The sequence below is a fragment of the Flexivirga caeni genome (assembly GCF_003724155.1).
GTDB classification, from domain to species: Bacteria; Actinomycetota; Actinomycetes; order Actinomycetales; family Dermatophilaceae; genus Flexivirga; species Flexivirga caeni.
In genome coordinates this window covers 214,539-237,716 of sequence record NZ_RJJQ01000004.1, presented here as the reverse complement: position 1 = coordinate 237,716, position 23,178 = coordinate 214,539, and the positions used below count along the sequence as shown (strand labels likewise).

General features: G+C 69.8%; 23 protein-coding genes and 1 tRNA gene. 6 read left to right on the top strand and 18 right to left on the bottom strand.

From position 1 onward, the window contains the following. Positions 1-87: 87 nt before the first annotated feature. The 13 genes from EFY87_RS06785 to EFY87_RS06725 form a co-directional block, all read right to left on the bottom strand. Positions 88-651 carry a P-loop nucleotide/nucleoside kinase family protein gene (locus EFY87_RS06785; protein WP_158607534.1) on the bottom strand — a complete coding sequence of 188 codons (564 nt, stop codon included), beginning with the start codon at positions 649-651 and terminating at the stop codon, positions 88-90. Between the two features lie 66 nt (positions 652-717). After that, a tRNA-Leu gene (locus EFY87_RS06780) sits at positions 718-791 on the bottom strand. A gap of 69 nt (positions 792-860) precedes the next feature. Continuing rightward, positions 861-1,301 (bottom strand): hypothetical protein, encoded by a 441-nt coding sequence (locus EFY87_RS06775; protein WP_123270704.1) that lies wholly within the window; start codon positions 1,299-1,301, stop codon positions 861-863. A 1-nt stretch (position 1,302) separates the two neighbouring features. Then, positions 1,303-2,163, bottom strand: a complete 861-nt coding sequence (locus tag EFY87_RS06770) for a metal ABC transporter permease (protein WP_123270703.1) — start codon at positions 2,161-2,163, stop codon at positions 1,303-1,305. Beyond that, the gene (locus EFY87_RS06765; protein WP_123270702.1) at positions 2,163-3,092 is read right to left on the bottom strand and encodes a metal ABC transporter permease; all 930 of its coding nucleotides are present in this window, start codon (positions 3,090-3,092) and stop codon (positions 2,163-2,165) included. Before EFY87_RS06765 ends, EFY87_RS06770 begins: the two co-directional genes overlap by 1 nt. Further along, a complete protein-coding gene (locus EFY87_RS06760; RefSeq protein ID WP_220093537.1) occupies positions 3,089-3,982 on the bottom strand; it encodes a metal ABC transporter ATP-binding protein in 894 nt (297 codons plus the stop codon). Before EFY87_RS06760 ends, EFY87_RS06765 begins: the two co-directional genes overlap by 4 nt. Continuing rightward, positions 3,957-4,946 carry a metal ABC transporter solute-binding protein, Zn/Mn family gene (locus EFY87_RS06755; protein ID WP_123270701.1) on the bottom strand — a complete coding sequence of 330 codons (990 nt, stop codon included), beginning with the start codon at positions 4,944-4,946 and terminating at the stop codon, positions 3,957-3,959. Before EFY87_RS06755 ends, EFY87_RS06760 begins: the two co-directional genes overlap by 26 nt. 146 nt (positions 4,947-5,092) lie before the next feature. Then, positions 5,093-5,728, bottom strand: coding sequence for a pyridoxamine 5'-phosphate oxidase family protein (locus tag EFY87_RS06750; RefSeq protein WP_123270700.1), 636 nt, complete (start codon positions 5,726-5,728; stop codon positions 5,093-5,095). A 129-nt stretch (positions 5,729-5,857) separates the two neighbouring features. Next, on the bottom strand, positions 5,858-6,808 hold the full coding sequence (locus EFY87_RS06745) for a Ppx/GppA phosphatase family protein (protein ID WP_123270699.1): 951 nt from the start codon (positions 6,806-6,808) through the stop codon (positions 5,858-5,860). Next, positions 6,805-7,329, bottom strand: coding sequence for a DUF501 domain-containing protein (locus EFY87_RS06740; RefSeq protein WP_123270698.1), 525 nt, complete (start codon positions 7,327-7,329; stop codon positions 6,805-6,807). Before EFY87_RS06740 ends, EFY87_RS06745 begins: the two co-directional genes overlap by 4 nt. A gap of 8 nt (positions 7,330-7,337) precedes the next feature. Beyond that, positions 7,338-7,856: an FtsB family cell division protein gene (locus EFY87_RS06735; RefSeq protein WP_148043270.1), complete on the bottom strand. Its 519-nt coding sequence runs from the start codon at positions 7,854-7,856 to the stop codon at positions 7,338-7,340. 37 nt (positions 7,857-7,893) lie between these two features. After that, positions 7,894-9,174 carry a phosphopyruvate hydratase gene (gene eno, locus EFY87_RS06730; protein WP_123270696.1) on the bottom strand — a complete coding sequence of 427 codons (1,281 nt, stop codon included), beginning with the start codon at positions 9,172-9,174 and terminating at the stop codon, positions 7,894-7,896. 120 nt (positions 9,175-9,294) lie between these two features. Next, the gene (locus EFY87_RS06725; RefSeq protein ID WP_123270695.1) at positions 9,295-10,257 is read right to left on the bottom strand and encodes a threonine ammonia-lyase; all 963 of its coding nucleotides are present in this window, start codon (positions 10,255-10,257) and stop codon (positions 9,295-9,297) included. 85 nt (positions 10,258-10,342) lie between these two features. Between EFY87_RS06725 and EFY87_RS06720 the strand changes: the two genes are divergently transcribed. The 5 genes from EFY87_RS06720 to EFY87_RS06700 all read left to right on the top strand — a co-directional run bounded on the left by EFY87_RS06720 (position 10,343) and on the right by EFY87_RS06700 (position 15,627). Beyond that, a complete protein-coding gene (locus EFY87_RS06720; protein ID WP_123270694.1) occupies positions 10,343-11,236 on the top strand; it encodes a LysR family transcriptional regulator in 894 nt (297 codons plus the stop codon). Positions 11,237-11,463: 227 nt separating this feature from the next. Next, complete coding sequence (locus tag EFY87_RS06715) at positions 11,464-14,214, top strand: sensor histidine kinase (protein WP_148043269.1); 2,751 nt, start codon at positions 11,464-11,466, stop codon at positions 14,212-14,214. After that, positions 14,208-14,621 carry a roadblock/LC7 domain-containing protein gene (locus EFY87_RS06710; protein WP_123270692.1) on the top strand — a complete coding sequence of 138 codons (414 nt, stop codon included), beginning with the start codon at positions 14,208-14,210 and terminating at the stop codon, positions 14,619-14,621. The genes EFY87_RS06715 and EFY87_RS06710 overlap by 7 nt, the downstream gene beginning before the upstream one ends. Before the next feature lie 45 nt (positions 14,622-14,666). After that, positions 14,667-15,053 (top strand): DUF742 domain-containing protein, encoded by a 387-nt coding sequence (locus EFY87_RS06705; protein WP_123270691.1) that lies wholly within the window; start codon positions 14,667-14,669, stop codon positions 15,051-15,053. Continuing rightward, positions 15,034-15,627, top strand: a complete 594-nt coding sequence (locus tag EFY87_RS06700; RefSeq protein WP_123270690.1) for a GTP-binding protein — start codon at positions 15,034-15,036, stop codon at positions 15,625-15,627. The genes EFY87_RS06705 and EFY87_RS06700 overlap by 20 nt, the downstream gene beginning before the upstream one ends. A gap of 19 nt (positions 15,628-15,646) precedes the next feature. On the opposite strand, the gene EFY87_RS06695 is transcribed toward EFY87_RS06700, so the two are convergent. Beyond that, positions 15,647-16,282, bottom strand: a complete 636-nt coding sequence (locus tag EFY87_RS06695; protein ID WP_123270689.1) for an FMN-binding negative transcriptional regulator — start codon at positions 16,280-16,282, stop codon at positions 15,647-15,649. Between the two features lie 239 nt (positions 16,283-16,521). Then, positions 16,522-17,067, bottom strand: a complete 546-nt coding sequence (gene pyrE / locus EFY87_RS06690) for an orotate phosphoribosyltransferase (protein WP_123270688.1) — start codon at positions 17,065-17,067, stop codon at positions 16,522-16,524. 91 nt (positions 17,068-17,158) lie between these two features. On the opposite strand from pyrE, the gene EFY87_RS06685 reads away from it, so the two are divergent. After that, the gene (locus EFY87_RS06685; RefSeq protein ID WP_123270687.1) at positions 17,159-17,734 is read left to right on the top strand and encodes a ribonuclease FAU-1 family protein; all 576 of its coding nucleotides are present in this window, start codon (positions 17,159-17,161) and stop codon (positions 17,732-17,734) included. Between the two features lie 170 nt (positions 17,735-17,904). Here the strand turns inward: EFY87_RS06685 and EFY87_RS06680 are convergent, their stop codons facing one another. The 3 genes from EFY87_RS06680 to mfd all read right to left on the bottom strand — a co-directional run bounded on the left by EFY87_RS06680 (position 17,905) and on the right by mfd (position 23,155). Next, entirely contained in the window at positions 17,905-18,876 is a 972-nt protein-coding gene (locus EFY87_RS06680; protein ID WP_245988507.1) for a nucleoside triphosphate pyrophosphohydrolase, read from the bottom strand. Then, entirely contained in the window at positions 18,873-19,421 is a 549-nt protein-coding gene (locus tag EFY87_RS06675; RefSeq protein ID WP_123270685.1) for a YgdI/YgdR family lipoprotein, read from the bottom strand. The genes EFY87_RS06680 and EFY87_RS06675 overlap by 4 nt, the downstream gene beginning before the upstream one ends. Positions 19,422-19,549: 128 nt before the next feature. Further along, positions 19,550-23,155, bottom strand: coding sequence for a transcription-repair coupling factor (mfd, locus tag EFY87_RS06670; RefSeq protein WP_425459355.1), 3,606 nt, complete (start codon positions 23,153-23,155; stop codon positions 19,550-19,552). Between the last annotated feature and the right edge of the window lie 23 nt (positions 23,156-23,178).

Below are 23,178 nucleotides of genomic sequence, written 5' to 3'. Positions count from 1 at the left end.
GCCGTGCGTGCGCCACACCCGTCACATGAGTCAACGCGAGCGGGGGGCGTGGTGTTCCGCGCAGTGAGCGAAGTGCGCGGAGCGAACTCAGTCCTTTCCCGCCGCTGCCCAGGTGTTCCTGTCCACAGGATCCGGTTCGCGATGTATCCACCCGGAGATTTCCCGTGCCCGGGTCGCCGGGGACGCATCGTCGTCCCTCAACCGCAGAGCCCGATCGGTGTAGGGAAAGGTCGCTGCCCGTTCGCGCACGAGGTGCTCGGTCAGGTCCGTCGCCCGGTGCGCCGCGCTCTGCCGGAAACGGCGGACGGCTTCGTCGGGAGACACTGAGAACTCCACGACCCACAGCGGGGTCGCCGGGAGGTCGGCGATCGCCTGCACCAGAGCCGCCCGCTGGGTCCGCCGGCTGTAGGTGCATTCGAGGATCGGTGTGTGACCGCGGTCGAGGAGCGCGCGAGCGACCGCGTGAGCGGCGTCATACGCAAGCATTCTGTCCGCACTGTTCCGGTCCGACCCCGGCAGCAGCATGGTGAAGACCGCGTCGACCTCGATGCAGTGCCGCCCGGTGGTCGACCAGTGCGACGACAGCAGGCGAGCGACCTCGGACTTGCCGGAACACGGCGGCCCGGACAGCACAACTACGCCGTTTCCCAATGGGGTCCACCCCTCGCTTCTGGTTCGGCGCCCGGGCCCTCGACCTGCTCTTGATGAGCATCCGGGTGCCCCCGACGGGACTCGAACCCGCACTCGAGCGATTTTAAGTCGCCTGCCTCTGCCAATTGGGCTACGAGGGCGAGTGCCAGCGTACGCAGGCGGCGCGCGCTCGATGCTGCGTGGTCCGGCTCAGCCGCACCGATGTCCGGTCAGTCGGCCGGGTCGGGCACGGGGGCCAGGTGGGGTCGACGGGTGCGGGCGCGTGCCAGCTGCCCGGTTGCCCAGAACGACGCGAGCATGGTGGCGACCAGCACGAGGCCGACGAACAGGATCCGGCCGTCGAAGGGGGCTGCCGCGCCGCTCCCCGACTCCTTGCGCGCCGAGCCGGTCAGGAAGGGCACGATGCAGAGCACGGCGAACCCAAGCACCGCCTCGACGAGCGCCACCTTCGGAAAGTGCGTGGGCACCGCGTGCCGGACTGTGATGCGGTCGCCGTCGCGCAAGGCCCGCTCGATCTGCGGCAGCAGCACCACCTGGTTATAGCCGCCCAGCCACACCACTGCTCCCAGAATGTGCACCTGGGTCAGCACGGTGTCCAGCCAGTCGTCGATCGTCAGCTTCGCGAACGTCGTCGGGACGCTGACGACCACCTCACCGGCGACACCGACCCAGCGGTGCCGCCTGGACTGTGACCTCGGCCACGTCGTCCCCGGCGACCCGCCGGCGCCTGCGCGTCCAGGCCAGCCAGGCGCGGCCCACGGCATACCAGAGGGCGGAGATCGTGCCCACGAAGAAGCCGACCGGCAGGTTCCACTGATAGGCCAGCGCGATCGACACCCACACGGTCACCAGCGAGAGAACCACCGAAATCCCCAGTGCTGTCATCGGATTCGCCGTGACCGAGCGTGCCGCTGCGGGCGGCCCGATCATCAGGCTGAAGATGAGCAGCGCGCCCACCACCGGCAGCGTCATGCTCGTTGCCAGCGCCAGGACGATCAGGAAGATCAGGTCCATGGCCCGAGTGGACAGGCCGGTCGCCTCGGCGACCTCGGGCAGCACCGAGGAGAACAGCAGCGGACGGAACAGCACCACCATCAGCGCGATGGTGACCACTGCCAGCACCACGGTCGGTGCGACCTGGTCGCTGCTGATGCCGAGCACTTCCCCGAAGAGCAGGGAGAAGATCTCCGGCTCGTAGTCGGTGTTCCAGCTCAGGAAGAGCGAGCCGAGCGCGAGCAGCACGACCAGCGAGAGCGCGACGGCGACATCGTGCCGGCCACGGCGGCCCAGCCAGCCGATGCCGAGCGCCGCGATCACGGAGAACACGCCGAGCCCGAGGATCGTGTCGACCCCGATCAGACCGGCGAGTGCCGCGCCGGCGAACGCACCCTGCGGGATGGCGTGCGCCGCGAAGGCGGTGCCGCGCATCACCACGAACGAGCCGACGACGCCCGCGATCAGGGCGACGATGCTCGCGACGATCCAGGTGTTGACCATGAAACCGGTGAACATCAGCCGCTCACCCCCGCAGGGGCCGGCCCGTCGCCCGCGACCTGGCCGGCCGCCGGACGACGCAGCCGGGCACGCAACGAGACGCCGGCGTCGGCGCCCAGGTAGAACAGGAAAACCACCGCCACGACGAAGAAGCTGGCCGGCCACGCCTGGTGCTTCGGTGGCCAGGTGTAGCTGTCGTAGGCGAGCAGCACGCCGAGCCAGACGGAGACGACCGCGATCAGCGCCGACCAGAGCATGGCCAGGCCGGGCCGCCGGGCGAGCCGGACGGCAGTCGCCGCCGGGCCGATCAGCAGAGCCGTGGACAGGATGGACCCGATCGTGATGGAGCTGAGAGCGACGGCGACCGACAGCGAGCCCAGGAAGACCGCACCGATCTGCCGCACTGGCACGCCGGCCGCTGCCGCGAGGTCGGGATGCACCGAGGCGAGCAGCAACGGCCGGTAGCAGACGATGACCCCGGCCGTGCTGATCGCGCTCAGGGCGACCACCCACGGGGTGAGGCTGCTGCTGATCGCGAAGATGGAGCCGAAGAGCACCGTCATCGTGGCGCCGGTCGTGTTGTGCACGGTGGTGTCCTCGTAGAGGAAGAGCGCCGACAGGCCGAGCGCGCCGCCCAGCACGATGCCGGTCGCGAGGTCGCGCCCGCGGGCCCGCTGAATGCCGATGAGCTCCATCAGCGCCGCACCCGCGACGCTGAAGACGAGGAATCCCCACATCGGTGGCGCGCCCACCAGGAACGCTCCGGACCCGCCGGTGGAGCCGACGTCGGCCAGGGCATGTCCCGCGAACGACTGCCCGCGCAGCACCGCGAACACCCCGACGACCCCGGACACCACGGCCACCACGCCACCGACGACCAGCGCCACCTGCACCTCGTCACTGCTGAAGAAGCCGGCCTGGAAGATCGCGTCCCACACGGCGGTCACCGGGTTGCCCGCGCGCCGGCCGAGACCACCGGCAGGTCCGGTGTCTCCAGCCCGGCCACGACCAGCACCCGGCCCTGCACCTCCAACACCTCGACCGGCCGGCCGTAGAGCCCGCTGAGAACGTCGGTCCGGATGACCTCGTCAGTGCGGCCCGACACGGCGCGGCCGCCGGCGAGATAGACGACACGGTCCATCACCGGCAGCAGTGGGTTCATCTCGTGCGCCGACAGGAGTATGGCGATCTGCTGCTCGTGCGCGAGGCGCGCCAGCAGGTTCACCACGTCCTGGCCGGCGTTGAGGTCGAGGTTGGCCAGCGGTTCATCCAGCAGCAGCAGTCGCGGACGCCCGATGAGCGCGTGCGCGATGAGCACGCGCTGCTGCTCGCCGCCGGACAGTTCGCCGACCCGCGAGTCGGCGAACCGGGTCGCGCTGACCTGTTCCAGCAGCCGGTCGACGAGCGCCAGTCGGCTGCGTGAGGGCAGCCCGATGCCGGGGCGGCGACCGTCGATGCCGAGGGCGACGACGTCACGTGCCCGCAGCGGCAAGTCGGGATCGAGCATCACCTTCTGCGGCACGTAACCGACCAGCGGCGCCCGGCGGGGCCGGCCGGCCCCGCCGAGCTCGTGGCCTGCGGCGAGATGCACCGCGCCGCTGGTCGGCCGCTGCAGCCCGAGGATGACCCGCAGCAGCGTTGTCTTGCCGGCACCGTTCGAGCCGATCAGGCCGACGAACTGCCCCGGCTCGATGGCGAACGCAACGTCGCGCAGCACCTGCCGGTCGCCGAACCGGACGTTGACGTCGTCCAGCCGCAACAGGTCAGCGCCGGTCGGCGGGGCGCCCTCGCCATACGTCCCCGGCGCGTCCTCAGAGCTTCTCAGTGGAGGTACCACTGACCACTGCCTTCTTCAGGGCGTCCAGCTCGGCGAGCATCCAGGACTGGTAGGTGTATCCGTCCGTCGGCATCGTCTCGTAGACGCCGACGACCGGGATGCCCGCCGCGTGCGCTTCCTTCAGGAACTTGGCGGTGATGTCGTCGGTGACCTGCTGGTTGTAGAGGAACACCTTGACCTGCTTGTTCTTGAACAAGCCCGACTGGGTGGCGACATCCTGCGGCGACGGGTCGGTGCCGTTCATGATGGCCGCCTGCAGACTCCATGGGGTCTTGTTGTCAGTGCCCGCGGCCTGCAGCATGTAGTCGGCGACCGGCTCGGTCGTGGCGACCGGCACGTTGGGGTGCTCCTTGGTGAACGTGGCCAGGGCCGTGGTCCACGGCTTCAGCGCCGCGAGGAACGTGGTCTCCTGCGCCTGGAAGTATGCCGCGTGCGCGGGCTGGATCGCCGACAGGTCCTTGACCAGCTCGGCGGCCACGGCAGGCATCGTCTTCGGGTCGTACCACAGGTGCGGATTCGGGGTGCTGTCCGGCAGGCCGCGCAACTGCTGGACGTTGATGACCTTGCGCGCGGAGTTCGGGGACGCCTTCTCGATCTTGTCCATGAAGTCGTCGTAGCCGACGCCGTTCTGCACCACCAGGGAGGCGGCCTGCACGGCCTTGGACACCCCCGCCGACGCCTCGAAGGTGTGCGGGTCGGTGTTGGGATCGCTCATGATGGCAGTCGTCGCGACATACTTGCCGCCGATCTGGCTGATCACGTCGGCGTATTCGTTCTCCGCGCCGACCGCGACGATCTTCGTGCCGGACCCGGCGCTTGCCGCCGAACCGGTGGCCGAGCCGCCCCCGGCTGACGGGCTGCCGCTGTGCGAACCTCCGCCCGAGCTCGAGCAAGCAGCGAGGGTTGCGAGCGCCAGGCTGCTCGCAAGGGCGACCGACCACCGGCCGAGACGTCCACGAGTCATCGTCGTTCTCCTATTCCGGACCGGCCGCACGGCGGCGACCGGCACCTCCTCGGGTGTGACATCGAGGATAATAGGGAACGATTCTCATTATCTGCTGGGAGCGGTCGACGAGTGCCCGCCCACCACGTGCGCTGAAAGGTTCGAGGTCAGTGGCGGGCGCGCAAGTCCTGGACGGACAAGGGCACGGGTATGCCGGCTCGCAGGTCCGGGGCGCCCAACACAGTGGCCGGACGATCGCCGAAGCGCACCTGGCCAGCCCACGCGTCGCCGGCGACATCGTGCTCGGGGTCCTCGGCCCAGTCATCCGAGACCCGCAACGACCACTCCCGGATCGGCATCGCCAGGACCATCGTCGCGGCCAGTTCCCGAGGGGTTGAGCCACGAACCTCGGCAACGCGGCCGGGGATGAGACGGTCGGTCACCGCAGCCAGTGCCCGAGCCTTCTCCTGCGCCTCGAGCCGCCGGAAAGACCCGAACAGCACCGCGCTGCGATAGAGCAGCGACGACTCGAATGCGGACCGGGCAACCGTGACGCCGTCAACCACTGCGATCGACACGACCGCGGGCGCGCCCGCGGCCAGGCGCATCCAGCGCGAGCCGGTAGAGCCGTGGACGAGGAGTTCGTCGCCCCATCGGATGGCCGCGGTCGGCAGCACACCAGGTGTGCCGTCCGCGGTGACGAACGCGACGTGCGCGAGGACGGTGGCGTCGAGCAGCGCGTCCAGTAGCCCGCGATCGCGCGACATCAGCTCGGGAATTCGCGTCGGGTCGGTGCGAGTCATGCCGGCATTCTGCCAACCGGCGAGGCCGGCGGCGACGTACCTAACCTTCGACGGTCGAGGCCTGCGTACGCGAATCCGCCCGCGGCATACGCAACCTTCGACGGTCGAGGCCTGCGGACGCGAGTCCCGCTACCCGACGCGCGACGGGCCGGCGCTCAGTGCGATCCCGTCGAGGATGTCGTGCTCGCTGGTGATCACCGTGTCCACACCCGCCGCGTCGTGGACGCGCTCGACGATGGTGCGCCAGATGAGCGCGCCGGTGCCGATGACATCCACTCGCCCGGGGTGCATGAACCCAAGGGCCGCGCGCTCGGCACGGGTCGCGTGCAGCAGCGAGTCGCATGATCGGCGCACCTGGTCCACCGGCAGCTCCGCGCCGTCGATGCGCTCCGCGTCGTACGTCGTGAGGCCCAGCGCGTTCGCGGTGATCGTGGTGACCGACCCGGCGAGCCCGATGAGCGAGCTGGCTCGTGCGAGCGGTACCTCGACGGCGGCCTGGTCGATCGCGGCGTGGATGTCGTGCAGTGCGCCCGCGATTTCGGCGTCGGTGGGCGGATCGGTGCGCAAGTGGCGCTCGGTGAAGCGCACGCAGCCCATGTCGACCGAGCGTGCGGCTTCCACCTCGGTGCCACCCAGCACGAACTCGGTGGACCCGCCGCCGAGGTCGACGACCAGGTGTGGCGATTGCGCGGCGGACCCGGCGCCGCTGATCGCGCCGCGGAAGCTCAACTGCGCTTCCTCGCTGCCGCTGATCACCTCGGGCACCGTGCCGAAGTGCTGGAACGCGTCGGACACGCCCCGCGTGAACTCGGCCGCGTTCGCGGCGTCCCGGGAGGCAGAAGTGGCGACGAAACGCACTCGCTCGACGCCGAGTTCCTCGCACTGGCGGGCATATTCGCCGGCAACGCGCAACGTGCGCTCCATCGATTCGGGTGCGATGCGTCCGGTGATGTCGATGCCCTTGCCGAGGCGGACGATCTCCATGCGTCGCAGGACGTCGGTCAGCGAACCGTCGTCGACGTCCGCCACGAGCAACCGGATCGAGTTGGTGCCGCAGTCGACTGCGCCGACTCGGGTCATGGGGTGACTCCTTCTGTGAACACCGTGCAACAGCCGCCTTCCCACCATGCCGGGAGCGCCGAAAGTGCTTCGTCGCCGAGGGGATTCACGCCCGGGCCGACCGCCATCGCATGGGCGACGAGCACATGCAGGCACTTGACCCGGTCCGGCATCCCGCCGGCGGAGATGCCCTCGATCTCGGGCACGTCGCCGAGCTCGGCGCGACGGCGGAGGTAGTCCTCGTGCGCGGCCCGGTAGGCACCCGCCAGCTCGGAATCGGCCGCGAGGCGCTCGGTCATCTCGCGCATCAGGCCTTGCGACTCCAGCGTGCCGACCGCCCGGGTCAGCCGGGGGCACGTCGCATAGAACGACGTCGGGAACGGCGTGCCATCGGGCAGTCTGGGCAGCGTCCGCACCACCGCCGGGCAGCCGCAGGGACACCGAGCAGCGATCTCCACGACGCCGCGCGGCAGCCGTCCGAGCTGACGTTCGACGGCGGCCAGATCGTCGGGATCGACTGTCGGCAAAGAGTTTCCGGTCATCAGGAGGATTAGCGCGCGCCCGCCGACACGACCGACTTCCACAAGGTGCCGTACCAGGTTTGGCTCTTCTCGGCGCGCTTCGCTGCCGCGGCACGAGACTTGGCGTCGGTGACGTAGACGGTCAGCGGCTGGCCGGGTTTGGCGTAGCCGAGCCGCTGGCCGGCCTGCTCCTGCACGTAGGCAGGGTCACTCCACCTGGCCTTTTCCTTCTGCAGCGACTTGACGTTGGCCCGCTGAGCAGCAACCTGCGCCCGAAGGGCCGAAACCTGGTGCCGTTGCGCGAGATAGGAGCGCACCGTCGGCGCGATGACAACTGCCAGGAAGATGATCAGGGCGCCGAGCACCGCGAGCCGCCGCATGGATCGCGGCGAGCGGCTGCGGCGGACGGCCCGGCCCCCGGCGGGCTTGGGGGTCGATGTGCGCACCTGCGTGGCGCGCCCCGCGCCGGTGGGCCGACGCGGGGTCGTCGGCCGGGACGCCGGGCGCGGCCGACCCGCAGCGGTCTTGCTGCGCGAATCTCGTGTCACCTACAAGCCTTTCGGTCAGCCTCGGAAACCGTTTCGGTCAGCCCTTGAAACGCGGGAAGGCGCCTGCGCCGGCGTAAACGGCTGCGTCGTCCAGCTCTTCCTCGATGCGGATCAGCTGGTTGTACTTCGCCACCCGGTCGGACCGAGCCGGGGCGCCGGTCTTGATCTGCCCGCAGTTCGTCGCCACCGCGAGGTCGGCGATCGTGGTGTCCTCGGTCTCGCCGGAACGGTGGCTCATCATGCACCGGAAGCCGCTGCCCTGCGCCAGGGAAACGGCATCGAGCGTCTCGGTGAGCGTGCCGATCTGGTTGACCTTGATCAGCACCGCGTTGGCCGCGGCGGTGTCGATGGCGCGCTGAATCTTGACGGGGTTGGTGACGAAGATGTCGTCGCCGACGATCTGCACCTTGTCGCCGAGTTCGCGGGTGAGTGCGGCATACCCCTCCCAGTCTGCCTCGTCCAGCGGGTCCTCGATCGAGACCAGCGGGTATGACGCGACCAGGTCGGCGTAGTAGGCGGTCATCTCCGCGGCGGTCTTCTCGCCGCCTTCGAAGTGGTAGGTGCCGTTCTCGCAGAACTCGCTGGCCGCGGCGTCCATCGCGAGCGCGATGTCCTTGCCCGGTGTGTAACCGGCCGCCGTGATCGCCTCCAGGATGAGGTCGAGCGCGGCCCGGTTGGACTCCAGGTCGGGGGCGAAGCCCCCCTCGTCGCCGAGGCCGGTGGACAGCCCACGGTCATGCAGGACCTTCTTCAGCGCGTGGTAGACCTCCGCACCCCAGCGCACCGCCTCGCGGAACGACGCAGCGCCGATCGGCGCGATCATGAACTCCTGGATGTCGACGTTGGAGTCGGCGTGCGCGCCGCCGTTGAGGATGTTCATCATCGGCACCGGCAGCAGGTGCGCGTTCGGCCCGCCGACGTAGCGGAACAGCGGCAGGTCCGCCGACTCGGCCGCGGCTCGCGCAACGGCCAGGCTCACCCCGAGGATGGCGTTGGCACCGACACGCCCCTTGTTGTCGGTGCCGTCGATGGCGATCATCTCCTGGTCGACGAGGCGCTGTTCGCTGGCGTCATACCCGAGCACATGGGGCGCGAGTTCTTCCGCCACGGCGTCGACCGCGTCCTGAACACCCTTGCCGCCGTAGCGTTTCGGGTCGCCGTCGCGCCGCTCCACCGCCTCGAACTGGCCGGTGCTCGCACCGGACGGAACGGCAGCCCGGCCGACGGTGCCGTCGTCGAGAGCGACCTCGACCTCGACGGTCGGGTTGCCTCGGGAGTCGAGGATCTCGCGGGCGAGCAGGGCGTCAATCGTGGCCACTTGGCAGTCTCCTGGCACTTCGTCGGGGCCTGCGGGAGGCCAGTCACCGCCCGCACTCTGCCCGTCAGACTATCGCCGAAACGCCCGCCGGCCCCGCACGACCCGCCCAGTGGACGGAGCTCAGCCGACGGCCGCGAGCGCGCCGATGTCGGCGATCTCACCAGCATCGGCGTTGCCGCCGGTGCACACGACCGCGCAGCGCTGCGGCCGGCGCGTGTCAGCGAGGAGTCCGGCGAGCGCCGCCGCACCCGCACCCTCTGCGAGCGTGTGCGCCGCTGTGCTGAAAAGTCTCATGGCAGAGAGGATTTCGTCGTCGTCCACCAGCAGGAAGTCGTCGAGGCGCTCGTGCATGACGGCCAGCGGCAACTGCGAACCACGGGAGGTGGCCACCCCGCTGAAGCGAGTCCGGCACTCCGCCTGCTCGACGCGGCCACTGCGCCAGGAGTTGTATGCCGCCGGCGCCGCCGCACTCTGCACCCCCACGACCCGGCACGACGGCGCGAGTTCGTCACGCACCAGGCACGCGCCCGCCGCACCCGAACCACTGCCGACCGGCACGTAGATCGCCTCCAGGTCCGGATGACGTTGCAGCAGCTCGAGATAGATCGTGGCGTGCCCGTGGACGACCGCCGGTTCGTCACCGGGACTGACGTACCGCATGCCACGCTCGGCCGCGAGGGACACCGCGAAGTCGCACGCCTCGCCCATGGTCGCGCCGTGCCGGACCACCTCGGCGCCCAGCAGCCGGGTCGCGTGTGCCTTCGCCTCGGGCGCGGTGACCGGCATCACCAGCACCGCCGGCGCTCCGGCAAGGCGCGCGGCATACGCCACGCTCTGTGCGTGATTACCGGTCGACGCGCTGACCAAGCCGGCACGCCGCTCCTCGGCTGTGAGTCCAGCACTCAGTGAGACGCCACCCCGAACCTTGAACGCGCCTGTCGGCTGGACGTTTTCGTGTTTCACCACGACCTGGCAGCCGGTCGCGGCGTCCAGCGCCGGATAGTTCCAGGACGGTGTCGGCGGCAGTTCGGCGCCGATCACGTCGGCAGCATGCAGGACTCCGGCAAAGCTCAGGTTGCTCACGCACTCGAGTGTGCAGCCCGGATGTCACATCGGTCCAATAGATCTTTTAGTGATATTTCCACGATGATGTCGATATATTGCCGGAATGCTGGACCTGCGCCGCCTCCAAGCACTCGTCGCGGTCGCCCGCACCGGCTCGGTGTCCGCCGCCGCCGGAGAACTGCACTACGGCCAGCCGACCATCTCCCATCACCTGCGGCGGCTGGAGGCCGAGACGCGCACGGTTCTGGTGCAGCGCGCCGGGCGCGGTGTGCGGCTCACGCCGGACGGCCTTGCCCTGGCCCGCCGGGCCGAGGAGATCCTCGCGCTCAGCCAGCGCGCGGAGGACGAGCTGCTGCTCGCCGCCGGGCTGCGATCGGGCCTGGTCCGCCTGGCCGCCTTCCCGTCCGCCGCAGCCACCCTGGTCCCCGCGGCGCTCGCCGACCTGCGCACCAGCGCACCGGGCGTCGCGATCGAACTGGTCGAAGCCGAGCCGCCGGACGCGATCGAACTGGTGCGCGCCGGACGCGTCGACCTCGCGGTCACCTTTACCTACGAGTCGGGTGAGAGCGAGCTGCTGCGCACCGAGACCGTGCTCGCCGACCATCTGTACCTCGTCGAACCAGGTGACCTGCCCATCCGCACGGCACGGCGTGCGCTGCGAGCGCACCGTCATACCTCCTGGGTCGCGGGGTGCGAACGGTGCCGGGCCCAGCTCGTGCAACTGTGCGCCGACGCCGGTTTCGAACCCGAGATCAGCTTCGCGACCGACGACTACCTCGCGGTGCAGGCGCTCGTCGCCCACGGATCGCTGGTCAGCATCCTGCCCGGCCTCGCACTGTCCGTACACCAGCATCCGGGGGTCCGCGTCACGCGGCTGCCGGCCACCCGGCAGGTGCACGTGGTGACGTATGGCGCCCCGCCGCGACCACGCGCGGTGGATGCGGTCGCGGCCACGCTCGCGGCGGCGGCACGGGCCGTGGCCCTGCCGAGTGCCTGAAGCCTCGGCCGAGGCGTTCTGCACCATTCCGCCCCGCGCGCCTGCGTTGTGGTGCATGCTGGTGGACGCGTGCGCCGTTCCGGGCCTTCATCGAAGGTTTGCCGAGGCGACCCCTCTGTCGGCATACGCATTCGAGCTGCGGCGCATCCGCTGCGGTGAGATTCGTCGCGCGCTCCCGGAGACGGAGTGCTCCGGTGCGCCACCCGATCGGAAGAGACGAACGACACATGCCCGAACCACCCCCCGAGGCGACGGCGTCTGCGTCCACCCCTGCCAACGCACCGACCAGAACCTTCTGGCCACCGATGGACTGGTCGCTGCGGCGCAAGGTCGTCGCCGCGCTCGCACTGCCGCTGATCTTCGCGACCGTGCTGGTCGGACTGCGGGCGGTCAACGCCAGGTCGCAGGCAGAGTCCGCGTCACAGGCGAAAACCCGCTACCACGTCCTCGAACCGGCGATCGACTTTCTCGCCGCGACTCAGGACCTGGCGACGGAGATCGTGCGCACACCGTCCGACGCCGAAGCCATCCAGGCCGATCGCGCGCGCTTCCGCACGGCCCGCAGCGCGTTGCAGGACGCCATCGGCTCCTCCCAGCTCACCGCCCACCAGCGCAGCCTGCTGGACGGCGCGCTCGGCACCGCAGGGCCGCTCGACTCATCTTCCCCCAGCGCGAACACGGCCAGCATCGCGCCCGGTGCAGTCAGTTCCGACGTGCTTGCGGTCGTCGACGACCTCAATGCGATCCGCTCGGACCCGAAGCTGAGCGCGCTGCACGACGTCGTCACCGCACAGAGCCACCTGGCCGGCGAACGCATGGACCTGGCGACGGCCGACAGCTTCACCAACGATCTGCGCATCCAGTTGTCCGCAGACGTCGGTGGTGAACGGGACTCGCTGGACCGGGTTCAGGCCGACCTGCCCGACGTGGACATCACGACGCAGCAGTCGGCGACATCGTCCCGGCTCACGCTCAGCAGCTACGGCACGCTCCAGGACGTCAAGAACATCACCCCGCCGGTGACCCAGTCCTACCGGCCCATCTACCAGGCAGCGGTCAAGGAGGCGTCCGCTCACGTCTCCCGGCAGACCGACACCGCACGGCGATCGGCGCTGCTGCAGATCGCCCTGATCCTGGCGCTGCTGCTGCTCACCGTGCTGTTCGCGCTGTGGATCTCGCGACGGCTGCTCGTGCGGCCCATCGCGCAACTGCGCCGCAGCACGATCGACGTCGCCGAGGAACACCTGCCGGCCGCGATCGAGCGGGTGCAGTCGGGCCAGGGGCTGGGCCGCATCCAGAGTGTCGCGCTGCCGAACCGCGAGGAGATCGGCCAGCTGTCCCGCGCAATCGACGGCATGCAGCACCGGGCGATCCGGCTCGCCTCCGAGCAAGCCAGCCTGCGCCGCCAGATGACCGACATGTTCGAGACCCTGTCACGGCGCAACACCTCGCTGGTCAACCAGCAGCTCAACCTGCTGGAGCAGCTGGAACGCAGCGAAGACGACTCGGCCCGCCTGGACAGCCTCTTCCGGCTCGACCACCTGGCGGCCCGGATGCGCCGCAACGGACAGAGCCTGATGGTGCTCGCCGGCAACGAGGGGCGGCACCGCAACGAGGCACTCGCTGCCGCACAGGTCATCGGCGCCGCCATCTCCGAAGTGCAGGACTACCAGCGGGTGGATGTTGGCCAGGTCCCCGACCAGATCGTCGATCCGGACGTCGCCACCGACCTGGTCCACATCGTCGCCGAACTCGTGGACAACGCGCTGGGCTACTCGCCACCGCACACTCGGGTGCAGGTCAGCGGCGCCCGCGCCATCGACGGCGGGGTGTTGCTGGAGATCGAGGACAGTGGGCTCGGCATCGAGGCTGCCGCACTGGAGAAGCTGAACGAAGACCTCCAGGCCGGCGGCCGCTTCGGAGTCGAAACCACGCGCCACATGGGCCTTTTCGTGGTCGGCCGGCTGAGTCAGAGCCACGGCATACGGGTGCGGCTGCGCTCGACCGCGAGCGGGAAATCCGGCCGGAAGACCGCTGCCGGAGCCACTGGCACCGTCGCCGCGGTGCACGTGCCGGCCGAGGTGCTGCGCGCCCCGGACACCACGTCGGCTCCGGTATGGCGTGCGCCTGCCGCAGTTGAGCCGACTCCGGAGGCCGGGCCGGCTCCGGCCGGACAACCAGCGGTTGAGCCAGCACCCGCAGCGCAGCCGGCCACTGCTGTGGCCGGCGCCGAGCCGCAGCAGCAGTTCGAGCAGACCGAGGCCGGCCTGCCACGGCGGCGCCCCGGCGCGACCGGGGTCACCACACAGACCGGCGCGGCGTCGCTGGGCGGTTCGTTCGGTGGCTCGTTCAGCGGCGCTGCCGCCGCACGCCCGCCGGCTGCGGGTTCGCCGGCGGGAGGACCCCCGTCACCCGATGCCGACCGGTCCACGGGCGAGGAGTGGGTCTCGCCGATCGCCGGGTCGGCATCGGCGCCGGAACGCTCGCTGGGCGCGGTGGCGTTCTTCACCGGGACTCGCGAGGCGCGGCCCGCAACTGTCGAGATTCCCGTCCAGCGCCATCCACCGGCCGCGGACCCAGCACCCGCCCCGCCACGTGTCGAGGACACCCCGATCTTCCAGTCGATCAGCTCGCGCTGGCTGCGGACCGACGGCGACCTGCCGTGGTCGTCCGAGCCCACCGACCGGGCGTGGCGGGCCGCGCAGGCTGCGACCGACGAGCACTCGCGGAGCGGAGGCGACAGCGACAGCCCGTTGCCGGGCCGCCAGCCGGGCCGGTACATCGTGCCGGGCAGCATCGAGCCGACGGGCGCCGCAACCGCACCGCACAGCCCGCAGCCGGAAGGCGCCCCCCTGCGCGATCCGGAGGCGCTGCGCGCGAAACTGAGCCGCTACAAGCAGGGCGTCGAACGTGCGCGGCGAGCCGCCACGGGCGCTCCCGACCAATCCCACGACGACAACGGATCGAGGTCATGGTGACCGACCACTCCACCCCTGCCGGCCCGAACGGCCAATACGACTGGCTGGTCTCCAGATTCGTGCATGAGACGACCGGAGTCGCCCACGCCGTGCTGGTGTCGGTCGACGGACTCGTGATCGCCCGCAACGCCGAGTTGCCGATCGACCGCGCCGAGCAGATGGCAGCGGTGTCGTCCGGTCTGGCGAGCCTGGCCGCGGGCGCAGCCGGCCTCTTCGACGGCGGCGCGGTGCTGCAGTCGATCATCGAGATGCAGCACGGGTTCGTGCTGCTGATGAGCGTCGGCGACGGCTCGCACCTCGCCGTGCTGACCGGCCCGTCCGCGGACATCGGACAGATCGGATACGAGATGGCGATCATGGTCGAGCGCGTCGGACGCGCCGTGGACGCGGCCCCCCGGATGAGATGACCGAGCCCCGGGAGCAGGCACCGAGCCGAGCGCGGTTGCGGACCAATGACTGAGGATCCTCCCGAGTGGGACGACACCGACGAACCGGTCGCAAGTGTGGTCCGCCCCTACACGTTCACGGCAGGCCGCACGACCTCCCGGGTGGACGTCCCGCTCGAAGCTACCGTCGAACTCACCGAGGAAGGGCGTGCACGGCACTGGCCGGCGCACGACCCCAACAGCCGCATCATCGACCTGTGCTCCGGCGAACTGCTCTCCGTGGCCGAGATCGCAGCCCGTGCGGACCTTGCGCTCGGTGTCGCGCGTGTCCTCGTCGGCGATCTCGCCGCAGAGGGCAGCGTGCAACTGCAGCAGACCATGACCGACAGCACGTCGAACGACGAGCGCATCAGCCTGATCGAAAGGACCTTGCGTGGACTCCGCGACCTCTAGCCAGCACCGTCATACGACGTCGACGAAGATCGTTGTCGCCGGTGGCTTCGGCGTCGGCAAGACGACGCTCGTCGGCGCAGTTTCGGAGATCATCCCGCTGCGAACCGAGGCGACCGTGACGCAGTTGTCCGAGGGCACCGACCACCTCATGTCGACACCGAACAAGAACACCACCACCGTGGCGATGGACTTCGGGCGCATCACGCTCGCCAACGACCTGGTGCTCTATCTCTTCGGCACGCCGGGCCAGCGGCGTTTCTGGTTCATGTGGGACGACCTGGTCCGCGGCGCCATCGGCGCGATCGTGCTGGTCGACACCGCGCGACTCGGCGACGCGTTCTCGGCCATTGACTACTTCGAGGCGAAGGGCTTGCCGTTCATCGTCGCCGTCAACCAGTTCGACGGCACCCGAGTGCATTCCGAGGCCGAGATTGCCGACGCGCTCGCGCTGCCGCCGCACATTCCGCTGATGCGGGTGGACGCACGCGACCGGGCGTCGGCGAAGGCCGCGCTGGTGCGGGTGACCGAGTTCGCGCTCGAGCAGCACCGGCTTGCGGCGATGCGGCAGGGCTGAGGCTGCGGCTCGGGCTTGCTCAGCCGCGCTGTTCGACCGCGCGCATCGCGTCGACCAGCGGTGAGCGACCGGCGTCCGCTTCGATGCCGTCGGCGGCACCACCGCGATCTGCCGCGCTGCGGCCCGCACTCACCTTGAACTTGCCGACGATCCTCGAGATTCGCAGCTCGACGCCGACGATCTTGTCCAGCTGACCGGCCAGGTAGTCCGCAGGTGCCTGGCCCATGTGCCAGGCGTCGGGCCGCCCGCGCTCCATCCGCTGTGTCAGCTTCGCCACGACGGCACGTGTCCACCGCACGTCGTCGTGGATGACGAGCTCGCCATACACGTGAGCCACCAGATAGTTCCAGGTCGGCACCACCTGGTGGTGCTCTTGTTTCGACGGGTACCAGGTCGGCGACACGTAGTGCTCGGCGCCGCTGAAGACCACCAGTGTCTCGCCCTCGTGATTGCCCTCGCGCCATACCTCATTGGCACGCGCGACGTGACCCACCAGCCGGTCGCCACCCTCGCCCAGCTCCAGCAACAGCGGAATATGGTTGGCGCTCAACGCATTTCCGTCCGACGTCACGAGCGTCGCGAGCGGTACGGCGTCGATCAGGTCCGCGACTTCCGCAGCGCCCGGCGCGGCGTCGTGGGCAGGCAGGTAGACCATCTGGCCATGGTCGCACGTCGCGCCGTGGGTCAGCGCGCCGTTTCCCTTCGCCGATCGGCAGGGGGCGACGCTGCTTCGCCACCGGAATTCCGTGAGTGACGGCTTCTTCGCCGAGCGACGGCGAGATTACCCCGTCATTCGCCGAGGAGGCCGTCATTCGCGGGCTGAGGCGTGGGTGCACTCGGTTCCGATTCGCCGAAAGGTCAGTAGTTGCTGCGAAACCCGGCTTCTAGCGACAACTACTGACCTTTCGACGGCACACGCACGGCGTCCAGGTCAGCTCGGGTGAGCACCGAGCGGACCTCGATCCCGGCGTCCGCGAGGCCCAGCGCTGCCGGCGGTCGTCGATCGATGGCGCACAGCACCAGGTCGACTCGGGCGCCGAGCTGCCGCAGCGCATCGGTCGCCGCGAGCACCGCGCCACCGGTCGTCAAGACATCCTCGACGAGCACGACATACTTACCCTCCACCGAACCGCCTTCGGCGAGTTTGCACGTCCCGTACTCCTTCGCCTTCTTGCGGACGAAAACTGTTGGCCTGTCGGCGAGCTGGCTCAGGACTGTCGCGATGGGCACCCCGCCGAGCTCGAGCCCGCCGAGGACGTTCGCGTCCTGCGGCACGAGCGGCAGCATCGCCTCCGCGACGCGGCGCAGCAGCTGCGGGTCGGCTTCGAAAAGGTACTTGTCGAAGTACTCCGTCGCCACTTGCCCGGACCGGAGGGTGAACTCACCTGCCAGCCGGCAACGAGCGTCGATTGCTTGTGCGAGCGAGGGTTTCGTCGTCATACCCCCGAGCTTGGCAGAGCGACCCGCAGCGACAGCCGCCCCTCCCCCCGGGCGAAGGCGACGGGCCTTACCTGCCGCGTAACCTCGCATCATGCCGCTCTTCGAAACCGGCGCCGTCATCGAGCGCCGAGAAGTGCTGCACGGTCGCACCTGGCTGACCTCTCCGGTGACCATCGTCGGCGACACCGGTGCCACCCTCGCCGTGCGTGTCGACCCCGGGATGCCGATGACCTACCCGGAGCACCCGTTCGGAACGCACCCGTGGGCGCCGCGCACCGCATGGGGTGAGACGACCGTCCTGCAGCTCTACCGGCCGCGGCTGCGCTACTCCGTCTGGAAGTTCTTCGGCCCGGAGGGCGACTTCCGGCACTGGTACGTCAACTTCGAGGCACCGGTCATCCGCACGAAGGCAGGCGTCGACACCGACGACCACGGCCTCGACATCGTCATCGCGCCAGACGGGAGCTGGCGATGGAAGGACATCGCGGACCTGCACCATCAGCGGGCCCAGGGACGCATCGACGCGCAGACCGTGCTGGACCTCCTCGCAGCGGCGGCCGATGTGGAGCAACTCCTGATCGATGGCACCCGCTGGTGGGGCGACTGGGACGGCTGGACCCCACGCGTTGATCGCGACCCAGGGTCACGACGACATGGCGACCACTGACGACCCGCCCAGCAATGGACCAGGGTGAGCCGACCAGGCGCCGGGTGCGTCGTCGGGCCGGGCCTATGCAGCGAAGTGGAGCGCTAGCGGAACGAAGCGGAGTGAGACCGGCACCGCGGCGTAGCCGGCGGCCTCCAGGCAAGCACCTGCGTCACTCGGTGCGAGGTGCGTCACTCGGCGATCGAGCGCTTCCGCGCCACGTCGCGCAGGGTCGCCCGTAGCGCGGCATCCGCCGAGACGTCCTCCGCCTGGGCCCGCTCCACCAGAGCCAGCAGTTGCGCGCCGACGTCCGCGCTCGCGTCATACGACAGCTGTATGCCGCGCCGTCGCGCCCGCGAGAGCACCTTCTCGGCGACGAGCAGCGGCGACAACGACGGGGGGATGCCGGCCAGCAGGTCATCGGAGTCCCGGTCGGACTTCTCCGCGGCCTTGATCTGCTCCCAGGACTGCTCGACTTCCTCGGGCGTGCTCGCGTCGCCGTCGCCGAAGACGTGCGGGTGACGGCGAATCAGCTTCTCCACCAACAGTCCTGCAACGTCGTCGACGGTGTAGCCGGGATCCTCGTCGGCGGCGATCCGTGCGTGGAAGAGCACCTGCAACAGCACGTCGCCGAGTTCTTCGGCGACGTGGTCGGCGTCCCCGGTCTCGATCGCTTCGACCGTCTCGTGGGCTTCCTCGATCAGATACTTCGCCAGCGACTCGTGCGTCTGCTGCGCATCCCACGGGCAGCCGCCCGGCGACCGCAACGCGTCCATCACGGCAACGGCGTCCAGCAGCCGCGCACCCGGCAGGTCCCACGAGCCGACGAGCACCTCGATCTGCGGCGGCTCGTCCAGCCGGGTGAGTTCTTCGGCGAGCGCATCGGTGAGGCCGGGGTCGGCGTCGGGCGAGCCGATCCAGACCACCGGGCCGGCGCCGGCAGCCTCGACCAGGGTGCGTGCGGCCTCCGCCGCCACGTCGTATGGCGCAGCCGTCACCGTGATGCCGGACGCAGAGACCGCTGCGGGCACCGGGTCTTCGGGGTCGGCGGCCAGCACCTGATCGGCCGCTGCCAGCGCGTCCCACGCATCCCGGGACAGCAGACCCGCGGCGACCCGAGGGCTGGTGACCAGCACCGTCAGCAGCGGCCGCGGATCACTCACTCGGCGGGGTGCCCGTTGCCCGGGGCGGCGGCATTGCCGGTCGGGGTCGGGCTGATCCAGGGTTCGGGCGCCTGCACCGGTCCGGCGCCCTTGACCCATTTGCCGTAGCGCGGGTTCAGGGTGGCTTCCTGGTCAGCGATCAACTTGGTGTCGGCCGTGGTGAGGTTGCCGGCATTGTGGAGACTCTGCGAGACGTCATTGACCCGCAGCGCTTGGAGCGCGACTGCGGACAGCGTCGCCTTGCTGTACTTCGCGCGCAGGTAGCCGTCCGAAAAGACGACCCCGTGCTCCTGGCCGACCTTGACGATCTCGGGCCCGATCGAAAGCACCTGCGCCACGTTCGCCGGGTCGATGCCGAAACCGGTGGCCTTGTTGATCTCGTCTGTCGCCGTCTGCAACTGTGCGCTGGTCACCGTCTGGCCGTCATACTTCAGCGCGGTGGAGCCGTCGTGCATCACACCGCCGGCGCCGCAACCTGCGAGTGCGAGGGTGCTGAGCGCGACTGCGGCGCCCACGGCGAACCGTCCGCGGTGGAAGCTGGGCATGGAGACGGCCTTTCGTTCTGCGATGTCCTGACCGGCGCCGGAGTCCGGCGCGCACCCTGCATCATGCCAGCACCGACTGTGCCGGGCGGTGCCTGGGTGGGGGTGGCCGCGTTGGGCCACCCGTGCGCTCAGGAGGCCCGGCCGGCTGCGGCGATGTCGTCCAGCAGGATCGCCTTGATCAGCTGCGCCGCCCAGCGCAGCACCTCGGTATTGCGCAGCGGCTGGCCTCCGACCGGCGCCGTCTTCGGCTGCGGCACCAGAATCTGACGCACCGCGGGTTTGATCATCGTGCCCCGGTAGATGCGCTCCAGCCGCAGCTGCTGGCTCTCGCGCAGGTCGACCGGGCCGAAGCGCACCATCCGGCCCTGCACCCCGATGTCGCCGATCCCGGCCTGCCGGGCGATGGTGCGCAGCCTGGCCACCTCGAAAAGGTGCTGCACCGGCTCGGGCGGGGCGCCATACCGATCGCGCAGCTCGGCCTCGATCTCGCCCAGCGCCGCCTCGTCCTCGACCGTGGCGAGCTTCTTGTATGCCTCGAGCCGCAGCCGCTCCCCCGGCACGTAATCGTGCGGCAGGTGCGCGTCCACGGGGAGCTCGATCTTGACCTCGGTCGGTGCCGCCGAGGTGCCGTCGCCGCGGAAATCGGCGACGGCCTCGCCGACCATGCGGACGTAGAGGTCGAAGCCGACACCCGCGATGTGCCCGGACTGTTCGCCGCCGAGCAGGTTGCCGGCGCCACGGATCTCCAGGTCCTTCATCGCGACCTGCATGCCCGCACCGAGGTCGGTGTGGCTGGCGATCGTCTGCAGCCGGTCGTGTGCGGTGTCGGTGAGCGGCTTCTCCGGCGGGAACAGGAAGTAGGAGTAGGCACGCTCCCGGCCGCGGCCCACGCGCCCCCGCAACTGGTGCAGCTGGGAGAGCCCGAGCTGGTCGGCGCGGTCCACGATCAGCGTGTTGGCGTTGGAGATGTCCAGCCCGGTCTCGATGATCGTCGTGCAGACCAGCACATCGAACTCGCGGTCCCAGAAACCGGTGACGACGTCCTCCAGCCGGTGCTCGGACATCTTCCCGTGGGCCGTCGCGATGCGTGCCTCCGGCACCAGCTCGCGCAGCCGCGACGCCGCCTTCTCGATGGTGCCGACCTTGTTGTGCACGAAGAAGACTTGCCCTTCACGCATCAGTTCACGGCGTATGGCGGCCGCGATCTGCTTCTCCTCGTAGGCACCGACGAATGTCAGCACTGGGTGGCGTTCTTCGGGGGGCGTTGCGAGAGTGGACATTTCGCGAATGCCGGTGACCGCCATCTCCAGCGTGCGCGGGATCGGCGTCGCCGACATGGCGAGCACGTCGACGGCTGTGCGCATCTGCTTGAGCTGCTCCTTGTGCTCGACACCGAAGCGCTGTTCCTCGTCGATCACGACCAGGCCGAGATCCTTGAACTTCACTTCGTTCGACAGCAGCCGGTGCGTGCCGATCACCAAATCGACTGCGCCGGAACGCAATCCGTCGATGATCTCCCGCGCTTCACGGTCGCTCTGGAAGCGGGACAGCGCTTTCACGACGACCGGGAAGCCGGCATACCGCTCGGTGAACGTCTGGTGGTGCTGCTTGACCAGCAGGGTCGTCGGCACCAGCACGGCGACCTGCTTGCCCTCCTGGATCGCCTTGAACGCGGCCCGGATGGCGATCTCGGTCTTGCCGTAGCCGACGTCGCCGCAGATGAGCCGGTCCATCGGCACCGACTTCTCCATGTCGGCCTTCACTTCGTCAATGCTGCTGGCCTGGTCGGGCGTCTCGACATACGCGAAGGCGTCCTCGAGCTCGCGCTGCCACGGCGTGTCCGGGCCGAAGGCGTGCCCCTGCGTCGCCATCCGCGCGGAGTAGAGCTGGATCAGCTCGGCAGCGATCTGACGCACATGCCGTCGAGCGCGGGATTTCGTTGTCTGCCAGTCGGATCCGCCCATCCTGTTCAGGCTCGGCTGCTCCCCGCCGACATACCTGGTGACCTGGTCGAGCTGGTCGGTGGGGACGAAGAGCTGGTCGGCGGGCTGACCCTTCTTGGCTGGCGCATAGTCGATGACGAGGTATTCGCGGGTCGCGCCGCCGACGGTGCGCTGCATCATCTTCGCGAAACGGCCGACGCCGTGCTGCTCGTGCACCACGTAGTCGCCGGGGTGCAGTTGCAAGGGGTCGACGACGTTCCGCCGGCGGGACGGCATCCGCCGCATGTCCTTGGTGCTGCCGCCGTGCGCCGACGAGCCGGTCAGGTCGTTCTCCGTGAGCAGCACGAATTCACTTGATGCCAGCGCAAATCCGCTGCCGAGGGCACCAGTGGCGAGTTCGACCGCGCCGGACGCGAGGTGGTCGATGCGGTGCGACGCGATGTCGTGGTCGCGCAGGACCTCGCCGATGCGATGACCCAGACCGGGGCCGGCGGTGACGATCAGCACACGGTTGCCGCCCGCGACCCAGTCGCGAATGTCGCCGACGGCATCCTCGGTGTTGCCGCGATAGAGCGGCACCTCTGCCGTGCCGATGGTGACCTGCTCGCCGGACAGGGCGTCGTCCTCCTGGAACTCCGCCAGCTCGGCGTCACTGGAGAATGACGAAAAGGACCACCAGGCAAGGCCTTTGGTGAGTGCGTGATCGCGCAGCTCGGCGATCGACCAGTAGGACGCCGCCCCGAGCACGGATTGCAGGTCGACCGGGACGGCATTGCCCGCTGCGGCGTTTGCCCAGCTGGCATCGAGGAACTCGGCACTGGTCGCGACCAGGTCGTGTGCCCTGCGGCGGACCCGCTCGGGGTCGCTGACCACGATGTGGGTGCCGCCCGGCAGAACGTCGAGCAGGGTCTCCATCCCGCCCGAGGTGTCCCCGGCCAGCAGGATCGGCGCGAGGGACTCCATGCCCTCGACGGCGATGTCCTCGGCGACCTTGAGCAGCATGTCCTGCACGCCGGGCAGCTGGGTCGCCAGCGTGGCCGCGCGGGCGCGCACGTCGTCGGTCAGCAGCAGCTCACGGCAGGGCGGGGCCCACAGGCCGTGCTCGGCGACGTCGAGGCTGCGCTGGTCGGCGACCTTGAACCAGCGGATCTCCTCGACCGTGTCACCCCAGAACTCCACGCGGACCGGGTGCTCCTCGGTCGGCGGGAAGACATCGAGAATGCCTCCGCGCACTGCGAATTCGCCACGTCGCTCTACCAGGTCGGTGCGGGTGTATGCCGCTCCGGCGAGCGCCGCAACCACATCCGGCAGCGCTGCCTCGTCGCCGACCCGCAATGACACCGGAGCGAGATCGCCGAGCCCCTTGGCGATCGGCTGCATCAGTGCGCGCACGCTGGCGACGACGACCGCGATCTCGCCGTACGCCTCGTCCTCGGTGTCCGGGTGCGCCAGCCGGCGCAACACCGCGAGCCGCCGGCCGACGGTGTCACTGCGTGGGCTCAGCCGCTCGTGCGGCAGCGTCTCCCAGCTCGGGAACTCCACGACCTGCTCGGCCGGCAGGAAGCCCCGCAGGCACGCGGCCAGGTCCTGCGCTTCCCGGCCGGTCGCGGTGACGGCGAGCACGGTGCGCGCCGGGCGGTCCGGACCACCTTGCGCGACAAGCGCCGTCACCGGACCGCGAGCGCCGGGCGCGCATGCGATGTCGACGACGTTCGCCGTGCCGACGTGCGACAGCAACCGCGCGACGGCGTCGTCACGCGCGAGCAGGTCGAGCATGGGTTGCAGGCTCACCGGTGAGCTCCTCGGGCATCGGG

Bases quoted from the DNA above. Each gene is read 5' to 3' on its own strand.
- EFY87_RS06770 (WP_123270703.1), bottom strand. From the start codon at position 2,163: ATGTTCACCGGTTTCATGGTCAACACCTGGATCGTCGCGAGCATCGTC.
- EFY87_RS06755 (WP_123270701.1), bottom strand. From the start codon at position 4,946: ATGACTCGTGGACGTCTCGGCCGGTGGTCGGTCGCCCTTGCGAGCAGC.
- EFY87_RS06750 (WP_123270700.1), bottom strand. From the start codon at position 5,728: ATGACTCGCACCGACCCGACGCGAATTCCCGAGCTGATGTCGCGCGAT.
- EFY87_RS06745 (WP_123270699.1), bottom strand. From the start codon at position 6,808: ATGACCCGAGTCGGCGCAGTCGACTGCGGCACCAACTCGATCCGGTTG.
- EFY87_RS06740 (WP_123270698.1), bottom strand. From the start codon at position 7,329: ATGACCGGAAACTCTTTGCCGACAGTCGATCCCGACGATCTGGCCGCC.
- EFY87_RS06720 (WP_123270694.1), top strand. From the start codon at position 10,343: ATGCTGGACCTGCGCCGCCTCCAAGCACTCGTCGCGGTCGCCCGCACC.
- EFY87_RS06715 (WP_148043269.1), top strand. From the start codon at position 11,464: ATGCCCGAACCACCCCCCGAGGCGACGGCGTCTGCGTCCACCCCTGCC.
- EFY87_RS06710 (WP_123270692.1), top strand. From the start codon at position 14,208: ATGGTGACCGACCACTCCACCCCTGCCGGCCCGAACGGCCAATACGAC.
- EFY87_RS06705 (WP_123270691.1), top strand. From the start codon at position 14,667: ATGACTGAGGATCCTCCCGAGTGGGACGACACCGACGAACCGGTCGCA.
- EFY87_RS06695 (WP_123270689.1), bottom strand. From the start codon at position 16,282: ATGGTCTACCTGCCTGCCCACGACGCCGCGCCGGGCGCTGCGGAAGTC.
- pyrE (WP_123270688.1), bottom strand. From the start codon at position 17,067: ATGACGACGAAACCCTCGCTCGCACAAGCAATCGACGCTCGTTGCCGG.
- EFY87_RS06685 (WP_123270687.1), top strand. From the start codon at position 17,159: ATGCCGCTCTTCGAAACCGGCGCCGTCATCGAGCGCCGAGAAGTGCTG.
- EFY87_RS06675 (WP_123270685.1), bottom strand. From the start codon at position 19,421: ATGCCCAGCTTCCACCGCGGACGGTTCGCCGTGGGCGCCGCAGTCGCG.